Origin of the sequence: Pseudooceanicola pacificus (genome assembly GCF_009789075.1) — a bacterium.
GTDB classification, from domain to species: Bacteria; Pseudomonadota; Alphaproteobacteria; order Rhodobacterales; family Rhodobacteraceae; genus Pseudooceanicola; species Pseudooceanicola pacificus.
Genome location: NZ_WNXQ01000001.1, coordinates 575,955 through 592,259 on the forward strand (window position 1 = coordinate 575,955; position 16,305 = coordinate 592,259).

The 16,305-nt window shown below is 67.3% G+C and carries 18 protein-coding genes, 1 tRNA gene and 1 riboswitch; of the genes, 9 read left to right on the forward strand and 10 right to left on the reverse strand.

The annotated features are described in order from the left end of the window. Positions 1-70: 70 nt before the first annotated feature. A riboswitch (cobalamin riboswitch) is annotated at positions 71-270 on the reverse strand. A 133-nt stretch (positions 271-403) separates the two neighbouring features. The 5 genes from GLS40_RS02530 to GLS40_RS02550 form a co-directional block, all read right to left on the reverse strand. Further along, positions 404-613 carry a hypothetical protein gene (locus tag GLS40_RS02530; RefSeq protein ID WP_160381020.1) on the reverse strand — a complete coding sequence of 70 codons (210 nt, stop codon included), beginning with the start codon at positions 611-613 and terminating at the stop codon, positions 404-406. A gap of 137 nt (positions 614-750) precedes the next feature. Beyond that, positions 751-826: transfer RNA gene (locus GLS40_RS02535), tRNA-Thr, on the reverse strand. A gap of 71 nt (positions 827-897) precedes the next feature. Then, positions 898-2,412, reverse strand: coding sequence for a heme biosynthesis protein HemY (locus GLS40_RS02540; RefSeq protein WP_160381021.1), 1,515 nt, complete (start codon positions 2,410-2,412; stop codon positions 898-900). A 66-nt stretch (positions 2,413-2,478) separates the two neighbouring features. Continuing rightward, positions 2,479-3,765, reverse strand: a complete 1,287-nt coding sequence (locus tag GLS40_RS02545) for a COG4223 family protein (RefSeq protein WP_160381022.1) — start codon at positions 3,763-3,765, stop codon at positions 2,479-2,481. 70 nt (positions 3,766-3,835) lie between these two features. After that, positions 3,836-4,555, reverse strand: a complete 720-nt coding sequence (locus GLS40_RS02550) for a uroporphyrinogen-III synthase (protein ID WP_160381023.1) — start codon at positions 4,553-4,555, stop codon at positions 3,836-3,838. 71 nt (positions 4,556-4,626) lie between these two features. On the opposite strand from GLS40_RS02550, the gene tsaD reads away from it, so the two are divergent. The 5 genes from tsaD to GLS40_RS02575 all read left to right on the forward strand — a co-directional run bounded on the left by tsaD (position 4,627) and on the right by GLS40_RS02575 (position 7,840). Then, positions 4,627-5,718, forward strand: a complete 1,092-nt coding sequence (gene tsaD / locus GLS40_RS02555; protein ID WP_160381024.1) for a tRNA (adenosine(37)-N6)-threonylcarbamoyltransferase complex transferase subunit TsaD — start codon at positions 4,627-4,629, stop codon at positions 5,716-5,718. After that, the gene (locus tag GLS40_RS02560) at positions 5,715-6,677 is read left to right on the forward strand and encodes an NAD(P)H-dependent glycerol-3-phosphate dehydrogenase (RefSeq protein ID WP_160381025.1); all 963 of its coding nucleotides are present in this window, start codon (positions 5,715-5,717) and stop codon (positions 6,675-6,677) included. The genes tsaD and GLS40_RS02560 overlap by 4 nt, the downstream gene beginning before the upstream one ends. After that, entirely contained in the window at positions 6,678-6,950 is a 273-nt protein-coding gene (locus tag GLS40_RS02565) for a YciI family protein (RefSeq protein WP_160381026.1), read from the forward strand. Next, complete coding sequence (locus GLS40_RS02570; RefSeq protein WP_160381027.1) at positions 6,950-7,369, forward strand: EVE domain-containing protein; 420 nt, start codon at positions 6,950-6,952, stop codon at positions 7,367-7,369. Before GLS40_RS02565 ends, GLS40_RS02570 begins: the two co-directional genes overlap by 1 nt. 75 nt (positions 7,370-7,444) lie before the next feature. Continuing rightward, positions 7,445-7,840, forward strand: coding sequence for a DUF1761 domain-containing protein (locus tag GLS40_RS02575; protein WP_160381028.1), 396 nt, complete (start codon positions 7,445-7,447; stop codon positions 7,838-7,840). A gap of 369 nt (positions 7,841-8,209) precedes the next feature. On the opposite strand, the gene GLS40_RS02580 is transcribed toward GLS40_RS02575, so the two are convergent. The 3 genes from GLS40_RS02580 to ahcY all read right to left on the reverse strand — a co-directional run bounded on the left by GLS40_RS02580 (position 8,210) and on the right by ahcY (position 10,566). After that, a complete protein-coding gene (locus tag GLS40_RS02580; RefSeq protein ID WP_160381029.1) occupies positions 8,210-8,551 on the reverse strand; it encodes a DUF2853 family protein in 342 nt (113 codons plus the stop codon). Positions 8,552-8,695: 144 nt separating this feature from the next. After that, positions 8,696-9,166: a DUF922 domain-containing protein gene (locus GLS40_RS02585; protein WP_160381030.1), complete on the reverse strand. Its 471-nt coding sequence runs from the start codon at positions 9,164-9,166 to the stop codon at positions 8,696-8,698. Next, a complete protein-coding gene (gene ahcY / locus GLS40_RS02590) occupies positions 9,166-10,566 on the reverse strand; it encodes an adenosylhomocysteinase (RefSeq protein ID WP_160381031.1) in 1,401 nt (466 codons plus the stop codon). The genes GLS40_RS02585 and ahcY overlap by 1 nt, the downstream gene beginning before the upstream one ends. A 171-nt stretch (positions 10,567-10,737) precedes the next feature. Between ahcY and GLS40_RS02595 the strand changes: the two genes are divergently transcribed. Then, complete coding sequence (locus GLS40_RS02595; RefSeq protein WP_160381032.1) at positions 10,738-11,334, forward strand: HD domain-containing protein; 597 nt, start codon at positions 10,738-10,740, stop codon at positions 11,332-11,334. Further along, on the forward strand, positions 11,331-11,819 hold the full coding sequence (locus GLS40_RS02600; protein ID WP_160381033.1) for a GNAT family N-acetyltransferase: 489 nt from the start codon (positions 11,331-11,333) through the stop codon (positions 11,817-11,819). Before GLS40_RS02595 ends, GLS40_RS02600 begins: the two co-directional genes overlap by 4 nt. A 40-nt stretch (positions 11,820-11,859) precedes the next feature. Here GLS40_RS02600 and GLS40_RS02605 read toward each other — a convergent pair whose 3' ends face one another. Further along, positions 11,860-12,408, reverse strand: coding sequence for an ActR/PrrA/RegA family redox response regulator transcription factor (locus GLS40_RS02605; protein WP_160381034.1), 549 nt, complete (start codon positions 12,406-12,408; stop codon positions 11,860-11,862). 88 nt (positions 12,409-12,496) lie between these two features. Further along, on the reverse strand, positions 12,497-13,126 hold the full coding sequence (locus tag GLS40_RS02610; protein ID WP_160381035.1) for an SCO family protein: 630 nt from the start codon (positions 13,124-13,126) through the stop codon (positions 12,497-12,499). A 95-nt stretch (positions 13,127-13,221) separates the two neighbouring features. On the opposite strand from GLS40_RS02610, the gene regB reads away from it, so the two are divergent. Together regB and GLS40_RS02620 are read left to right on the forward strand one after the other, a co-directional pair. Continuing rightward, positions 13,222-14,619 (forward strand): sensor histidine kinase RegB, encoded by a 1,398-nt coding sequence (regB, locus tag GLS40_RS02615; RefSeq protein ID WP_160381036.1) that lies wholly within the window; start codon positions 13,222-13,224, stop codon positions 14,617-14,619. A 225-nt stretch (positions 14,620-14,844) separates the two neighbouring features. Next, entirely contained in the window at positions 14,845-16,257 is a 1,413-nt protein-coding gene (locus tag GLS40_RS02620) for a PAS-domain containing protein (protein ID WP_160381037.1), read from the forward strand. Positions 16,258-16,305: the final 48 nt, after the last annotated feature.

The following is a 16,305-nucleotide window of genomic DNA, read 5'->3' on the forward strand; positions in this document are numbered from 1 at the left end:
GGGCAGTCCGGCGGCCGCGGCGGGGCGAGGAAGCCACGAACCCATCCGGCGCCCGCACCGCCACCCGCGGCTTGACGTCTTGTGCAAGGCTGGTTTCCGGGCTTGCAGAGGGGCCTTGCGACCCGGACGCGACGCCTTCCCAGGGCTCCTCTTCCCCAGTGGCTGCTGCCGCGTCCTCCGCTCTGTCACCGTTGCGGGGGCAGCGCCGGGTTTGCACCGGCTTCCCAATTCTCGGACCCGGGGGCCCGCACCTTGCAGTTGCTAAATACCGCCAAGCCGAGCGCCTGCTGCATCCGATTGCGACTTCGTGTCGAATGCTTCCGACCTGCAACGCAAAACGGCGGCACATGCAGGATGCACCGCCGCCTTTGCCGGGGGTAAATACCCCCGGATGTCGTCTGCCTCAGGCGGTGAGGACGATGCCGTCACAGACCATCGGCCTGTTGTGATCCGACTCGCACGCCACGGCGTGGACATTGTCGCATATCGCGGGGTCGAGGGTCGGGCCGGCACTGCCGCCCACGACATCCGCTGCCCTGACGTCGATTTCCAGCGCCGGGGTCGAGGCATCGACGTCGAAGACAAGGGAATCGGCCAGATCGGGGGGCGGCACAAGGCCCGTGGAACGGCGGGGCGCTGTCCGGCGCGTACTCCGCGGCCTGCTTTCAGGAGTCCACGGCGGCGACAGGCCAAGTGCCGGAAGCGCGCCATCTGCCGTCTTTGTCCGGGTGTCGGAGGGGGTGAAAAGGATGGTGCCGCTGAAGGGACTCGAACCCCCGACCCCATCATTACGAATGACGTGCTCTACCAGCTGAGCTACAGCGGCATCCTTTTCGGGCAGGACCCACGGCCCTGTGGACCGGGGCTATAGCACCCCGGTCGCGGGCGGAAAAGAGGCTATTTCTCGTCGCCTTTGACGGTATCTTCGCCCTCGGGCGGCAGGACTTCGGCGTCCGCCACCTCGGGATCGGCGGCCGGCAGCGTCGGCATGGGGGCCGGTTCGGGCGGCACGGGCGCATCGGGGCGGGGCTCTTCGATCTTGCCGACGATCATCGGCAGCATCTCGGAACTCATCGGCGTGGAATATTCGCCGGCCGTCGCCTTGCGCCAGGACAGGGTGTCGAAGGCCTCGCAGTTGTCGCAGATCGGCGTCCATTGCGAATGCACGTGGTGGCAGCTGTCGCAAACCCATTGCGGGCCGCGCGGGGCCATGACGGCGCGGGTCAGCCAGCCCTTGACCACCGCATCCGACGATCCCTGCCCGCGCTCGATGGCGGCCATGATGGTCAGGGTCCGGGCGTCGGGTTCCTCGATTGCCAGGTCGCCCAGGGCGCGCTTGGCGGCGGGGAAATCCTCGGCCGCGATGTTCAGCTCGGCCAGCAGCAGGCGGGTCTCGCGGTTCTCGGGGTGGATCTTTGTCAACGTCTGGAACCGCTTGAGCCGGGCGGCCGGGGTTTCGTCCGGCACGATGGCGGAGAAGGCGGCGGCGAGGTCGGGATGCGGCAGGGCATCCCAGGCCTTTTTCAGAACCCGGGTCGCGTATTTCGGCTTGCCCTGTTCGACATAGCCGCGCGCGGCCATCACGGCGGCGGGGATCAGGTCGGGCGACAGGCGGTTGGCCTCGATCGCGGCCTCGCGCGATTCGATCGAATGGCCCTCTTCGAAGACGCCGCGCGCCTCGGACAGGGCCAGCACGGCGTCGCGCCGCTTGTGCACGTCGCGCGGCAGGGCCCCGTGGCGCAGCTTGGCGTTCAGCGTGGCGCGGGCGCCTTTCCAGTCGGCGCTCTGGGCCTGGAGTTTCAGCAGGGTGTCCTGCACCTCCTGATGTGCCGGCTTCAGGGCAAAGGCCTTCTGCGCCAGCTTCATCGCCGTGTCGGTGTCGCCCTCGGCCAGCTTCTGCTTCATGATCCCGCGAATGCCGACAAAGCGGGTGCGGTCGTCGGTCAGCAGCAGCTTGTAGGCCTCGGTCGCGCGGCGCTTGTCGCCGGTCATCTCGGCTGCCTGGGCGGTGATCAGGTTGGTCAGTTCCGGCCGGTCGAGGTATTTCCGCGCCTTGTTCGCCTTGGCCATCGCCAGCCGCCCCTCGCCCGAGGCAAGCGCCAGCATCCCCTCGCTCAGCGCCTGGAAGCCCTTGCGCTCGCGATTGCGGTCGAAATAGCGCGACAGCGCGGTCTCGTCGCCGTTGATGAACCGCAGCAGCGCGATCAGCAGGCCCAGCAGCTTGAGGAACAGCCAGACCGCAAGCACCAGCAGCAACATGGCGATCACCGACTTGATCGGCGACAGGTTGAATTCCATCCCGCCAAAGGCGATCCGCACCCCCCCGTCGAGTTCGAGCAGGTAGCTCGCCCCGAGCGCCGCGGCGGCGACGATCACGACGAAGAGGACAATTTTCACGAGCGACCAGATCATGCGGGCGAAATCCTTGCGTTCCAAGTTTGCGGGCGCGGGCCGCCGTTGCGGCCCGGGCCGTCCGGGTCAGCCGGCATTGAGTTGGGCCGAGAGATCTTCGGCGGCGGTAACGGCCTTGTGCCGGGCGGCAGCGCTGTCGATCCAGTTCGCCATCTCGGCCCGTCCCGCGTCGGGCAGGGTGTCCAGCTCGGCCAGGGTATCGCCCAGGCGGCCGGCCTTCAACGCGGCCTCGGCGCGGCTGAGGATGGCATCGGGGTCGTTGCCTTCGCGCGGCTCCAGCGAGCGGGCGCCCAGCTGCGTGCGCAGGAAATCCCCGACCGAGGAGATGCCGCCATCCTCGGCGGCGCGCACGGCCTCCAGCGCGCGGCGGGCGGCTTCGGGGAAGGTATCGCGCAGGGTCGACATCGAGGTGACACCGGATTCCGCCACGGCGGCCAGTTCCTCGGGCACCTGCTGCCCGGCGGCCTGCAGGTCGCCAAGCGCGCCGGCAAAGCCGGTGCCGCTGTCCAGCGCCGAGAGGATCCGCGTCAGCGCGGCGCGGCGCAGCGTGGTCTCGGCGGTGGCCGAGGCGTCGGCCTCCATCTGCTGGGCCTCGGCGATCAGGTCCTCGACCTCCTTGCGCTGGTCGGCCATCGCCTGCTGCAGGCGGGCGAGTTCGGCCTCGTAGGCGGCGATCGCCTCTTTCGAGACGCCTTCCGAGATCGGGCGTTTTTCCAGCGCGGTGATCCGGTCCTGCAGGGGCGCAAGGCCGCCAGAGACCTCATCGACCCGGGCGGACAGGCCATCGACCTTGTCGGACAGGGCCGAGATCTCGCCGCTCAGACCGCTGAGGTCGGGGCCCTTGGCGACGGTATCCTTAAGCCCGGCAATCTCGCTGCCCTGGCTGGCCTGGGTATCCGACAGTTCGGTCAGGCGGGTTTCGACACCGCCGGCGGATTGCTGCTGCATGTACCAGGCCGCGCCAAATCCGATGGCGGCGGCGACGATCCCGCCGAACAGGGCCGGGAAGAATCCGCCGCGGGACTTGGCGGGCGCGGGGGGTGGCGCGGGTTCGTGCACCGGCGCGGCAGGTTCGACACTGACGGCGGCTTCGGCGGGTTCCGGGTCTTCGGCCGGGATCGTATCCTCGACCGGGTCGATCACCTCGGCGTCCTCGACGGGCGTGGCCAGCGGCTCACCCTCGGGGCGGGGATCGTGTTCGGGAACTTCCAGGTCGGTGGCTTCGGGCGTCTCGGGCGTTTCGGCACCGGGTTCGGGCATCACCACCTCGTCCGCGCTGGCGGTCATGGTGTCCTGGCCCGCGTCAGGCGCGGTATCCTCGGCCCCGTCCTGGGATTTCTTTTTGCCCGCCACTGATTGACCCTTTCGATTCCGACTTCGCTGCCCGGCAGCATTTCGACCTTACTCGGCGCACAACGCGCCCTCAACCCGCCGATCCGTCCAATGCAGCGTGATACTGGTCTATGGTAGTCTCCAGCATGGCATCGGCATCGGGCCGCCCGGCAATGGCGCATTTTGTCCACCGTAGAGGGGATAGCGCCGTCTGGACATGGGGGCTGATCGCCGCCGCGAAAACAGGCGCCCGCAGAATTCCCGCCGCCTGCGCGACAATCAGTGCCGCGCTGCGCGGGGAATAAACCGGCAGCACAACCGGCCCGGGCGCGGCCAGCAGCCTGCGCGCTTCGGCTGTCAGCGCCACTTCGTCCTGGCGGTAGAGCACGGCCGAACTGGCCGTCAGCCCCGCCGCGCGCAGGCGATTCACCAACGCGCCGCGCACATGGGCGCCGTGCAGATGCATCCAGTGGCCGCCGGGCCGGTCGGTGACGATCCGGTCGGCCAGATCGCTGACATTGCCCGCCGCTGACACCGCCTGCACCCCTTCCGCGCGCGCCAGATCGGCCGTCGCCTCGCCCACGCAGTAGCAGGGCAGCACCGGCCCGCCGAGGGCCTGCCACGCCCGCACCCCGTTGCGCGAGGTGAAGATCAGGCCCCCCACGCCCTCCATCGGCGGCATCGCATCGGCAAAGGCAATGCGCAGCACCGGCGCGATCTCGATCCGCGGCGCGTCAAGCCGCGCGCGCAGGGCGGCGGCGACCTCGGCGGAATCGCCTTCGGGCCGGGTGAGCAGGATCGCGGGCGTCATGGGGCATCCCAGTTGTTCGCAACGGGTTCAGGTGTTACCTGCCTGACATATCTCGTGCAACGGTCAGGGCAATGACGGGCGAGTCGATCCTTCTTGGGCTGGAAAGCAGCTGCGACGACACGGCTGCCGCCGTAGTGCAGGGCGTGCCCGGCAAGACGCGCATCCTGTCGTCCGTCGTCTTCGGCCAGGCCGAGCTGCACGCCGCCTTTGGCGGGGTCGTCCCCGAGATCGCCGCCCGCGCCCATGCCGAAAAGCTCGACACCTGCGTGCGCATGGCGCTGGAGCAGTCGGGCAAGCGGCTGTCGGACCTTTCCGCCATCGCCGTGACCTCGGGCCCCGGGCTGATCGGCGGCGTGCTCTCGGGCGTGATGTGCGCCAAGGGGCTGGCCGCCGGGGCGGGGCTGCCGCTGATCGGGGTCAACCACCTGGCCGGCCATGCGCTGACGCCCCGGCTGACCGATGGCGCCGCCTTTCCCTATCTGATGCTGCTGGTCTCGGGCGGGCATTGCCAGTTCCTGATCGTGCGCGGCCCGGGGGAATACCGCCGCCTGGGCGGCACCATCGACGACGCCCCGGGCGAGGCTTTCGACAAGACCGCCCGCCTGCTGGCCCTGCCCCAGCCCGGCGGCCCCTCGGTCGAATCCGAAGCGCGGCATGGCGATCCCGAACGGTTCCGCTTTCCCCGCCCGCTGCTGGACCGGCCCGGCTGCGATTTCAGCTTTTCGGGGCTGAAGACGGCTCTGCTGCGCACCCGCGACGGGGTGATGACCGACAACCGGCTGAAACGGCGCGACCGGGCCGACCTCTGCGCCGGGTTCCAGGCGGCGGTGGCCGAAGTGCTGGCGGAAAAGACCCGCCGCGCCATGACGATCTACATGAACGACAAACCCGCCGCCCCGCTGCTGGCCGTCGCCGGAGGAGTCGCGGCCAACCGCACGATCCGCGCCGCGCTGCTGGAGGTGGCATCGGAATTCGACGCGGCCTTCCTGGCGCCGCCGCTGGCGCTGTGTACCGACAATGCGGCGATGATCGCCTATGCCGGGCTGGAACGCTTTGCCGCCGGAGAGGCCGACGACATGACCCTTGCCGCCCGCCCCCGCTGGCCGCTGGACCGCACCAGCCCCGCCCTGCTGGGCAGCGGCAAGAAGGGGGCCAAGGCATGACCGGCGTGATCGGGGCGGGCGCATTCGGCACCGCATTGGCGATTTCCCTGTCCCAGGACGGCGATCCCGTCACGCTCTGGGCCCGCAACGCAGACCATGCCGCCGCGATGCGGGCCGGGCGCGAGAATGCGGCCCGCCTGCCGGGCGCGCGCCTGCCGGACAGCCTGTCCGTCACCGCGGATATCACCGCCCTGCCCGCCACCGGCCCGCTGCTGCTGGCCGTGCCGATGCAGCAGCTGCGCGCGATGACCACGCAACATGCCGCCGTGCTGGCCGGGCGGCGCGTTGTCGCCTGCTGCAAGGGGATCGAGCTGTCTACCGGGCTCGGCCCTTCGGGCGTGCTGGCGCAGACCCTGCCCGACAGCACCCATGCCCTGCTCACCGGGCCCGGCTTTGCCCGCGACATCGCCAGGGGTCTGCCGACGGCCATGTCGCTGGCCTGCGCCGATCACGACGTGGCGCGCGCCCTGCAAACGGCCCTGTCGACCGCGAACCTGCGGCTCTATCGCACGCCCGACACCGCCGGGGCCGAGATCGGCGGCGCGCTCAAGAACGTCATCGCCATCGCCTGCGGCGCCGCCATGGGCGCCGGCCTGGGCGAAAGCGCCCGGGCCGCCCTGATGACCCGCGGCTATGCCGAGATGCAGCGCCTGGCCCTGGCCCGGGGCGCCCGGGCCGAGACGCTGGCCGGGCTGTCGGGCTTTGGCGATCTGACGCTGACCTGCACGTCGGAACAGTCGCGCAACTATGCCTTTGGCCTGTCCATCGGGCGGGGCGCGACATTCGATACCAGAATTACCGTCGAGGGCGCCGCCACAGCCCGCGCGGTGGATGACACCGCACGCGACATGGCGCTCGACATGCCGATCACGGGGGTCGTGGTGGCCCTGATAGACGGACGCATTGACATGTCCCGCGCGCTGGACATGCTGCTCTCGCGTCCGCTCAAGGAGGAATGAATGCTGATCGCCCTGTTCGCCAAGGACAAACCCGGTGCCCTGCAGGTCCGCAAGGACAACCGCGATGCCCACCTGGCCTATATCGAAAAGACCGGCGTGGTGGCGCAGGCCGGCCCCCTGCTGGACGACGACGGAGAGATGAGCGGATCGCTTGTCATCCTGGACGTGGCCGACATGGCCGCCGCGCGGGACTGGGTCGTGGGTGACCCCTATTCCAAGGCGGGGCTGTTTTCCGACGTCTCGCTGGTCGCGTGGAAGAAGGTCATCGGCTGATGGCCTGTTGGCTGTTCAAATCCGAGCCCGGAACCTGGAGCTGGCAGGACCAGCAGGCCAAGGGCGAGGCGGGCGAGGAATGGGACGGCGTGCGCAACTACCAGGCGCGCAACTTCATGCGCGAGATGCAGGTGGGGGACCTCGGGTTCTTTTACCACTCGCAGGGGGAAAAGGCGGTTGTCGGGATTGTCGAGGTCTGCGCCGCGATCCATCCCGACAGCAGCACCGACGATCCCCGCTGGGAATGCGTCGACATCCGCGCGCTGCGCCCGATGGAGCAGCCGGTCACCCTGGCCATGTGCAAGGACGACCCGCGCCTGGCCGACATGGTGCTGGTGAAGAACACCCGCCTGTCCGTCCAGCCGGTGACCGAGGAGGAATGGCGCGTGGTCTGCGAGCTGGGCAAGACCCGGCCCTGACTGCCTGACAAAACGCTGGCCCGGCGCAAGGACCCGTTGCATAGTCCCCCCGCTGGCACAGGCAGGAGGACAGCAATGGGTTTCGTAGAGGTACTTGCGGCGGCGGCGGCCGGCTTTGCCATGGGCGCGGTCTGGTACATGACCTTTTCCGGCGTCTGGCTCAAGGCGACCGGGCTGGAGCTGGACGAAAAGGGCCAGCCTGTGGAAACCGGCAGTTACGGGCCCTTCGTGGTGGCCGGCATCGCGATGATCCTGGTGGCCGGGATGATGCGCCATGTCTTTGCAATGTCGGGGATCGACGGCGCGGGCGAGTCGCTGGTGGCCGGCCTGGGCATCGGCGCCTTCTTCATCACGCCCTGGGTCGCCATGAACTATGCCTATGCGCAGCGCCGCCCGATGCTGACGATCATCGACGGCGGCTATTCGGTGCTGGGCGCCGGGGTCATCGGTCTGGTGCTGGGCCTGGTCTGAAAAGGCGCTTTCCGGTTCCGGGCAAGGGCTGAGAGGCGCCCCTGTCGCATGCAGCCTGGTCCTGTCCGGGGATCGGTTATCCTGGTCCGGGGAGGCATGGCACCGCGAGCCCGGCGACAAAGCCTTGTTGACGGCATCCTGAACCGCTGGCCCGGCGAACATCCCGGCCCGGCTGCAAGATGCGTAGCGGAGGGCCCGACCTTGGCCGGAACCCTCTACCACCCCGCGTGCTCCCTACGCACCACACGCGAAATCTGTCAAAGGATCCGGCCGTCCTGGCCCGATGCCGAAACGTATAACCCCTGCACAGGGCCGGGGCAAAACAAGAGTGTCTAGGATTGTAGCGATCCGACGCGTCGGCCCGGCCGCTCAGCCGTAAATGGCTTCCTTGCCGAAATGCTTGGTCAGCATGTAGTAGATCACGGCGCGGTACTTGTTGCGCTCGGATTTGCCGTAGGTCTCGATCACCGAGTCCAGCGCCTCGTCCAGTTCCGGCCCGTCCTTCATGCCCAGCTTCTTGATCAGAAAGTTCTTCTTGACCGTCTCCAGCTCTCCGGGCTGCGAGCTGGCCACCGTGCTGGCGTCGGCGTCATAGATCGACGGCCCGCAGCCGATGGTCACCTTGGTCAGCAGCGCCATGTCCGGCGTGATGCCGCATTTGGATTTCAGATCTTCCGCGTAGCGCGCAATCAGATCGTCACGTTTTCCCATGATTATTCTCCCACGTTATGGCCAGCCCCCTGGCCATTGTCCCCATTTGGTGGGGTCACGTTAGCCCCACAATCCCCGGGCACAAAGGGAAAAATCTGCGAAAATAACAGCTTCCGGTTGACCCTCACGTCAGCTTTGCAGGCTTCAGTCGAGATAGGCGCCAGTGTTGCGGCCGTGATCGGTACGGCTGTCCAGCTCGACGTCGCGGGCCGACCAGCGGTCGATCACGCCGCCAGCGTTGCGGCAATGGCTGCTCTCGATCTCTTCCGCGGCGGCGATCCCGAAATCGCGATGCTCGATCTCATGCGCCAGCAGGGCGGCCTCGAACCGCTCCCACTCGGCCCGCAGGGCGGGGGGCAGGCTGTCGGGCGCCGCGTGGCGCGGCATGACGATCCGGGTGCGCAGCGACACCTCGCAGCGGGCGGACCATTCGATGTACCAGGTGGTGTGGGCCCAGTAGTCGTTGGGGCCCTTGGCATCCATCTCGTCGCGCAGGCCCTGACTGTCGAGGGCGGTGACGGAATAATGCTCGACGATATGCGCGCTGGCCACCTCGGCGGCTGCCGGCCCGGTGAGGGCCAGCAGGGCAAGGGAAGCGGCCAGCGCAGGCCGCATCAGTAGCGGTAGTGCTCGGACTTGAACGGCCCTTCGGGTGCGACACCGATATAGGCCGCCTGATCCGGCGCCAGTTTGGACAGTTTCACGCCGATCCGGTCGAGATGCAGGCGCGCGACCTTTTCGTCCAGGTGCTTGGGCAGGATGTAGACCTTGTTCTCGTAGCTATCGCCCTTGGTCCACAGTTCGATCTGCGCCAGAACCTGGTTGGTGAACGAAGCCGACATCACGAAGGACGGATGCCCGGTCGCATTGCCGAGGTTCAGCAGACGCCCTTCGGAGAGCAGGATGATCTTGTTGCCCGAGGGCATCTCGATCATGTCGACCTGTTCCTTGATGTTGGTCCACTTGTGGTTCTTCAGCGCGGCAACCTGGATCTCGTTGTCGAAGTGGCCGATGTTGCCGACGATGGCCATGTTCTTCATCGCGCGCATATGCTCGATGCGGATCACGTCCTTGTTGCCGGTGGTGGTGATGAAGATGTCGGCGCTTTCGACCGCGTCTTCCAGCGTCACCACCTCGAACCCGTCCATCGCGGCCTGAAGCGCGCAGATCGGGTCGATCTCGGTCACTTTCACCCGGGCGCCGGCACCGGCCAGCGAGGCCGCCGAGCCCTTGCCCACGTCACCATAACCGCAGACCACGGCAACCTTGCCGGCCATCATGGTGTCGGTGGCGCGGCGGATGCCGTCGACCAGCGATTCCTTGCAGCCGTACTTGTTGTCGAACTTCGACTTGGTGACGCTGTCGTTCACGTTGATCGCGGGGAAGGGCAGCAGGCCCTTCTTCTGCAGCTCGTACAGGCGGTGGACGCCGGTCGTGGTCTCTTCGGACACGCCCTGGATCTCTTCGCGCTGCTTGGTGAACCAGCCGGGCGAGGCCGCCAGGCGCTTCTTGATCTGGGCGAAGAGGTATTCCTCTTCCTCCGAGGTCGGCACGGCGATCAGGTCGGTTTCACCGGCTTCGACGCGTGCACCCATCAGGATGTACATGGTGGCGTCGCCACCGTCATCGAGGATCATGTTGCAGGTGCCACCCTCGCCGCCGAACTGGAAGATCTTGTCGGTATAGGTCCAGTAGTCCTCAAGCGTTTCGCCCTTGATGGCGAAGACCGGCGTACCGCTTTCGGCGATCGCGGATGCGGCGTGGTCCTGGGTCGAGAAGATGTTGCACGACGCCCAGCGCACATCGGCGCCCAGCGCGACAAGCGTTTCGATCAGCACGGCGGTCTGGATGGTCATGTGCAGCGAGCCGGCAATCCGGGCACCCTTCAGCGGCTGCGCCGCACCGTATTCCTCGCGCAGGGCCATCAGGCCGGGCATCTCCGTTTCGGCAATGTCCAGTTCCTTGCGGCCATATTCGGCCAGATTGATGTCCTTGACGATGTAGTCCTTCGGCATGTGCCGTTCTCCTGTGCGGATTCCGATTGCCCTCGCCTTAGCAGACCGCCCCTCATGGCACAATCTTGGTGGGGTATGGAGGAGGTCTGGCCCGGGTCTAATAGGGAAAGTGCTCCGCATTTACACGCAGGCATGGATTGGGTAACCCATCGGCATTGCCGGAGACCCCCGATGCCGAAACCTCAACGCGCGTGGCAGAGAATGCTGTCAGGTCGCAGGCTTGACCTGCTCGACCCGACGCCCGTGGACATCGAAATCGAGGATATCGCCCACGGCCTGGCCTTTGTCGCGCGGTGGAACGGGCAGACTCACGGGGATTTCGCCTATTCCGTGGCCGAACATTCCCTGCTGGTCGAAGAGATTTATGCCCGGCTGGAACCCCGCGCCCCGGTGCAATGGCGCCTGGCTGCCCTGCTGCACGATGCGCCGGAATATGTCATCGGCGACATGATTTCCCCGGTGAAGGCCGCCGTCGGCCCCAGCTACGGCACCCTGGACGAACGGCTGACCGCAGCCGTGCACATCCGTTTCGGCCTGCCCGCCGCCCTGCCCGCCCCGGTCAAGAAGCAGATCAAGAAGGCCGACCGCCTGAGCGCCTGGATGGAGGCGGTGCGGATCGCGGGCTTTGCCACCGCCGAGGCCGACCGGTTTTTCGGCAAGCCCGATCCGCGGATGATCGAGGGCCTGGAAATCCGCCTGCGCCCGCCGGTCGAGGTGCGCCGCGATTTCACCGCACGCCACGGCGCACTGATGGAGCAGATGCCATGACCCTGCATGTCCGCCCCGCGGGCCCGCTGGATGCCGGCCCCCTGGCCGATCTGCTGAACGAAGTGATCGCCGAGGGCGGCACCACCGCCATCACCACGCCCGTCACGCGCGACTATATCGCGGAGCGGATGGCATCCGACCCCCGCGCGATCTGGCACCTGGCCGAGGATGACGCGGGCGACGTCCTTGGGTTCCAGTGGGTCGACCCGCATCCCGAGCACGGGGCCGACTGCGCCCAGATCGCCACCTTTGCCCGGGTCGGGCGGACGGGGCTGGGCACCGGGTCGGCCCTGTTCGAAAAGACCCGCGCGGCGGCCCTGGCCAGCGGATACCGCTGGATCAACGCCGAGATCCGCGCCGACAACCTGGGCGGGCTGGCCTATTACGGCAGCCGGGGGTTCGAGGATTACGGGCGGATCGAAGGCTATCGGATGGCCAACGGGCAGGTCGTCGACAAGGTGCTCAAGCGCTACGACCTGGACTGAGCGCAGCGGCGGAGGCTGCCGCGCACCGATGCGCCGCCCGCTACTTGGGCGAGCGCTTGGCGAGGATACGCTGCAGGGTCCGGCGGTGCATGTTCAGGCGGCGCGCGGTCTCGCTGACATTGCGGTCGCAGAGCTCGTAGACACGCTGGATATGTTCCCAGCGGACACGGTCGGCGCTCATCGGGTTTTCCGGCGGCGGCGGCAGGGCGTCGGCACGGGCCAGCAGCGCATTGGTTATGTCGGTCGCATCGGCGGGCTTGGACAGATAATCCGTCGCCCCGATCTTGACCGCCGCAACGGCTGTGGCGATGGCGCCATAGCCGGTCAGCACGACGATCCGGCTGTCGGGGCGTTTCTCGCGCAGGATTTCGACAACGTCCAAGCCGTTGCCGTCCTCCAGCCGCAGGTCGCAGACCGCATAAGCGGGGGGGCGGGCGGTCGCGATGGCCTTGCCCGCGGCGACGCTGCCGGCGCATTCCACCTCGAACCCGCGCTTTTCCATCGCCTTGGCGAGGCGCCGCAGGAACGGTTCGTCGTCGTCCAACAGCAACAGCGTCTTGTCTTCGCCCAGGTCCTGGATGTCTTCCATGTATTTTCGAGTCCCCTTGCCGCGGCGGGGCCGCAGGATCGAATGTTTCTACATCGTGCCGCCGACTGCGTCAAACTTTCGCGAGGAGTCAGCGTGCGTCGAGAAAACACTGAACCTTGTCAACCATTTGCGCCGCCGTGTCGTCACGCCGGAAAAACTCGGCAAAACCGGTTCCCGGAAGGGTGAGGTAGGTGAAGGTACTATGGTCGACAAGGTAATAATCCTTGTCCCCCGCATCCGGCGCATGCACCTGGTAGAACGCGCGATAGGCCTGCGCGGCGCCCTTGATCTGCGCCTCGGACCCGGTCAGCCCCAGCAGGCGCGGGTGCAGGTAGTCGGTGAACTCGGCCAGCTGTTCGGGCGTGTCGCGCTGCGGATCGACCGAGATGAACACCGGTTTCACGCGGTAACCGCGATCTTCGAGCAGGGTCACCGCCTCGACGTTGCGGGCCAGGTCCAGCGGGCAGACATCCGGGCAGTAGGTATAGCCGAAATAGACCAGCGCCGGTTCGTCCAGCACCTGGGCGTCGGTCACGGTCGCGCCGGTCTCGTCCACCAGTTCGAACGGCCCGCCGATGCTGCCCGCGCCCCCCGCCACCACGGACGCGCGGCATTGCGCGAACCCGTCGTCGCCCTGCCCGCCCAGTGTCAGCAGCCAGATACCGCCCATCAGGGCGGCCAGGACCGCCGCTCCGGCGATGGCAATAAGGCGGGTCATCGGCACTCTCTCCTCGGGCGGCGGGCATTGCCTGTTCCGGACCCCACATCTAACCTTGCGGGGATGAAGTGCAACGGGGCAAAGGCACAGGGGCGATGAGCCATACGGATTTCGGCGTGCTCAAGGGCCGCGAGCGGGGCAACTGGATCCGCCTGCGCACCGTCATTCTGCTGCGGTGGGGCGCCATTGTCGGCCAGCTTTCGGCGCTGGTGGTGGCGGGCGAGGTCTATCACCTGCAGCTGGAATACGGGCTGAGCTATCTCGTCGTCGGAATCTCGGTCATCGGCAACCTGTCGGCCAGCCTGATCTTTCCGGAAAACAAGCGCCTGACCGAGGCCGAAAACCTGCTCATGGTGCTGTTCGACCTGCTGCAACTGGGCCTGTTGCTGTATCTGACGGGCGGGCTGAACAACCCGTTCTCGGTGCTGGTCGTGGGGCCGGTGACGGTGTCGGCCGCCGCGCTGTCGGCCCGCTCGACGATCTTCCTGGGTATCACCGCCATCGCGATGGTCACCCTGCTGGCGCGGTTCCACCTGCCCCTGCTGACCGCCGACGCGACAGAGCTGCACATCGCCGATGTCTTCCTCTTCGGCAACTGGCTGGCCATCGTGATCGCGGTGGTCTTCCTCGGGATCTATTCCCGCTGGATCGCGACCGAGATGCACGCCATGTCCGACGCGCTGCAGGCCACGCAGATGGCCCTCGCCCGCGAGCAGAAGCTGACCGACCTGGGCGGCGTCGTGGCCGCCGCGGCGCATGAGCTGGGCACCCCCCTGGCCACCATCAAGCTGACCTCCTCGGAGCTGATCGAAGAACTCGAAGACCGCCCCGACCTGCGCGACGACGCCCTGCTGATCCGCGAACAGGCGGACCGCTGCCGCGATATCCTGCGCTCGATGGGCCGGGCCGGAAAGGACGACCTGCACCTGCGGCAGGCCCCCCTCAGCACCGTCATCCACGAGGCCGCCGAGCCGCATCGCGACAGGGGCAAGGCCATCCATTTCGACGAATTCCCCGAGGACGGGCACAGCGGGGCGCAGCCCTCGATCCTGCGGCGGCCCGAGGTGATCCACGGGCTGCGCAACCTGGTGCAGAACGCGGTGGATTTCGCCCGCGCCAATATCTGGGTCGAGGCAAGCTGGTCCGACACCCGCATCGTGGTGCGCATCATGGACGACGGGCGGGGCTATTCGCCCCAGATCATCGGGCGTATCGGCGACCCCTTCATGCGCCGCCGCCGGGCGCAGGGCGAAAGCTCGCAACGCCCGGAATACGAAGGGATGGGCCTGGGCCTGTTCATCGCCAAGACGCTGCTGGAACGCTCGGGCGCCGAGCTGACATTCAGCAACGGGACCGACCGCTCGGATGACGATCCGGAGATGGCCGAGCGCACCGGGGCCGTTGTCGTTGTCTGTTGGCCACGCGCCAAGATCGACGCCCGGACCGGGGATACCCCGGTGCCCACCGGGGTCAATCGGCCGATTGAAATCTGAGAACGGAATACTCGTCTCACTCACCATCATTAATGATTTATTTACCCGATCATTCCAACACTCTCAAAATACGAGGGTTGGGACGACGGTACTCGCATGGACAGCATTTCCGAATTTGCTTTGATTTCATCTGTTTGCTTGTCTTCTACGCTGATCGTGATGTGGCTGGTGTCGTATTTGCCATCCTCACACGCCCGAGGTTTCGGCCCGAATGGGTTAACCGGCATGTCCGACGATGCACCGGTCTTTCTGTTCCTGAACGGCCGGTTGATCGACGCGACCCCCTCGGGGAACGAGCTGCTGGGGGATGCCGATCCCGATGACGACGATTGGCTGCGGCTGGCGGATGTCTTTTCCATCCGCTTCCCCGATTTCCCGCGCGAGATTCCCGGCGAAGGAAAGCTGCAGTTGCAATCCCTGCGCCCCGACGACCTGGGCATGGCCGAGATCAACGCCCGCGAAGGGGTGGTGCGGGTGTCGATTTCCGGCGACCCCCCGTCGTCGCGCGCCGACCGGCATCGCACGCGCACCGCACGCATCGAACGCGACATCCTGCGCGAGGCGGTGAGCCTGGCCCCCTTCCCGGTGTGGAAATGCGACGCCCACGGCCGCATCCTGTGGTCCAACACCGAATACCGCAGGCTGGCCAGCCGCGCCGCCGCGCCCGAGTTCGGATCCGTCCTGTCGCCCGGCCTGCCGCTGCCGCAGGATAACGCGCCGCAATCGTCGCGTGTGCGGATGGCCTGCCGCAGCAACGATACCGTCAGCACCCGCTGGTTCGACGTGACGGTGGTGCGGTCGGGCCATCAATGGCTGCACTATGCATCCGACATCACCCCGGTTGTCATGGCCGAGATCGCACAGCGCAATTTTGTCCAGACCCTGACCAAGACCTTTGCCCAGCTGTCCATCGGGCTGGCGATCTTTGACCGCAACCGCTCGCTCGCCCTGTTCAACCCGGCCCTGATCGAACTGACCTCGCTCTCGCCCGAGTTCCTGAGCGGGCGGCCGGGGCTGCTGGCCTTTTTCGACTGCCTGCGCGACCGTCAGGTGATGCCCGAGCCCAAGGACTATGCCAGCTGGCGCGACCAGATCACCGAACTGGTCGACCGGGCCGTCGACGGCCGCTACCAGGAGACATGGAGCATCTCTCCGGGTGTCACCTTCCGCGTCACGGGGCGCCCGCATCCCGACGGCGCCATCGCCTTTCTGTTCGAGGATATCAGCGCCGAGGTCTCGCTCACCCGCGGCTACCGGCAGCAGATCGAAATCGGCCGGGCCGCGCTGGATTCGCTGGAACAGGGGATCGCGATCTTTTCCGCCCCGGGCGCGCTGGTGTTCTGCAACGCGGCCTATCGCGCGCTTTGGGGGATCGCCCCGGGCGACAGCCTCGCCGAGGTCACGGCAATCGAAGCCACGGCGCACTGGCAGGCCGGATGCAGCGCCACGCCCGTCTGGGGCGAGGTGCGGGATTTCGTCGGCGCCTTCGGCCCCCGCAGCGAATGGCAGTCCGATGTGACGCGCAACGACGGCAGCGTGCTGACCTGCCGCTGCTCTCCGCTTGGGGGTGGGGCCACGCTGGTGGAATTTGCACCCGCGCAGATCGCCCGCATCCCGGAACTCGCCTCAGCCGGCTGAGCGTCGCACCGCTGCGGCTTGCGGCGGGCGATGCAGCGGATAGTCTGG

Bases quoted from the DNA above. Each gene is read 5' to 3' on its own strand.
- GLS40_RS02605 (WP_160381034.1), bottom strand. From the start codon at position 12,408: ATGGAAGACATCCAGGACCTGGGCGAAGACAAGACGCTGTTGCTGTTG.
- regB (WP_160381036.1), top strand. From the start codon at position 13,222: ATGAGCCATACGGATTTCGGCGTGCTCAAGGGCCGCGAGCGGGGCAAC.
- GLS40_RS02620 (WP_160381037.1), top strand. From the start codon at position 14,845: ATGTCCGACGATGCACCGGTCTTTCTGTTCCTGAACGGCCGGTTGATC.
- GLS40_RS02550 (WP_160381023.1), bottom strand. From the start codon at position 4,555: ATGACGCCCGCGATCCTGCTCACCCGGCCCGAAGGCGATTCCGCCGAG.
- GLS40_RS02610 (WP_160381035.1), bottom strand. From the start codon at position 13,126: ATGACCCGCCTTATTGCCATCGCCGGAGCGGCGGTCCTGGCCGCCCTG.
- GLS40_RS02580 (WP_160381029.1), bottom strand. From the start codon at position 8,551: ATGGGAAAACGTGACGATCTGATTGCGCGCTACGCGGAAGATCTGAAA.
- GLS40_RS02570 (WP_160381027.1), top strand. From the start codon at position 6,950: ATGGCCTGTTGGCTGTTCAAATCCGAGCCCGGAACCTGGAGCTGGCAG.
- GLS40_RS02560 (WP_160381025.1), top strand. From the start codon at position 5,715: ATGACCGGCGTGATCGGGGCGGGCGCATTCGGCACCGCATTGGCGATT.
- tsaD (WP_160381024.1), top strand. From the start codon at position 4,627: ATGACGGGCGAGTCGATCCTTCTTGGGCTGGAAAGCAGCTGCGACGAC.
- GLS40_RS02585 (WP_160381030.1), bottom strand. From the start codon at position 9,166: ATGCGGCCTGCGCTGGCCGCTTCCCTTGCCCTGCTGGCCCTCACCGGG.
- GLS40_RS02600 (WP_160381033.1), top strand. From the start codon at position 11,331: ATGACCCTGCATGTCCGCCCCGCGGGCCCGCTGGATGCCGGCCCCCTG.
- ahcY (WP_160381031.1), bottom strand. From the start codon at position 10,566: ATGCCGAAGGACTACATCGTCAAGGACATCAATCTGGCCGAATATGGC.
- GLS40_RS02595 (WP_160381032.1), top strand. From the start codon at position 10,738: ATGCCGAAACCTCAACGCGCGTGGCAGAGAATGCTGTCAGGTCGCAGG.
- GLS40_RS02565 (WP_160381026.1), top strand. From the start codon at position 6,678: ATGCTGATCGCCCTGTTCGCCAAGGACAAACCCGGTGCCCTGCAGGTC.
- GLS40_RS02540 (WP_160381021.1), bottom strand. From the start codon at position 2,412: ATGATCTGGTCGCTCGTGAAAATTGTCCTCTTCGTCGTGATCGTCGCC.
- GLS40_RS02575 (WP_160381028.1), top strand. From the start codon at position 7,445: ATGGGTTTCGTAGAGGTACTTGCGGCGGCGGCGGCCGGCTTTGCCATG.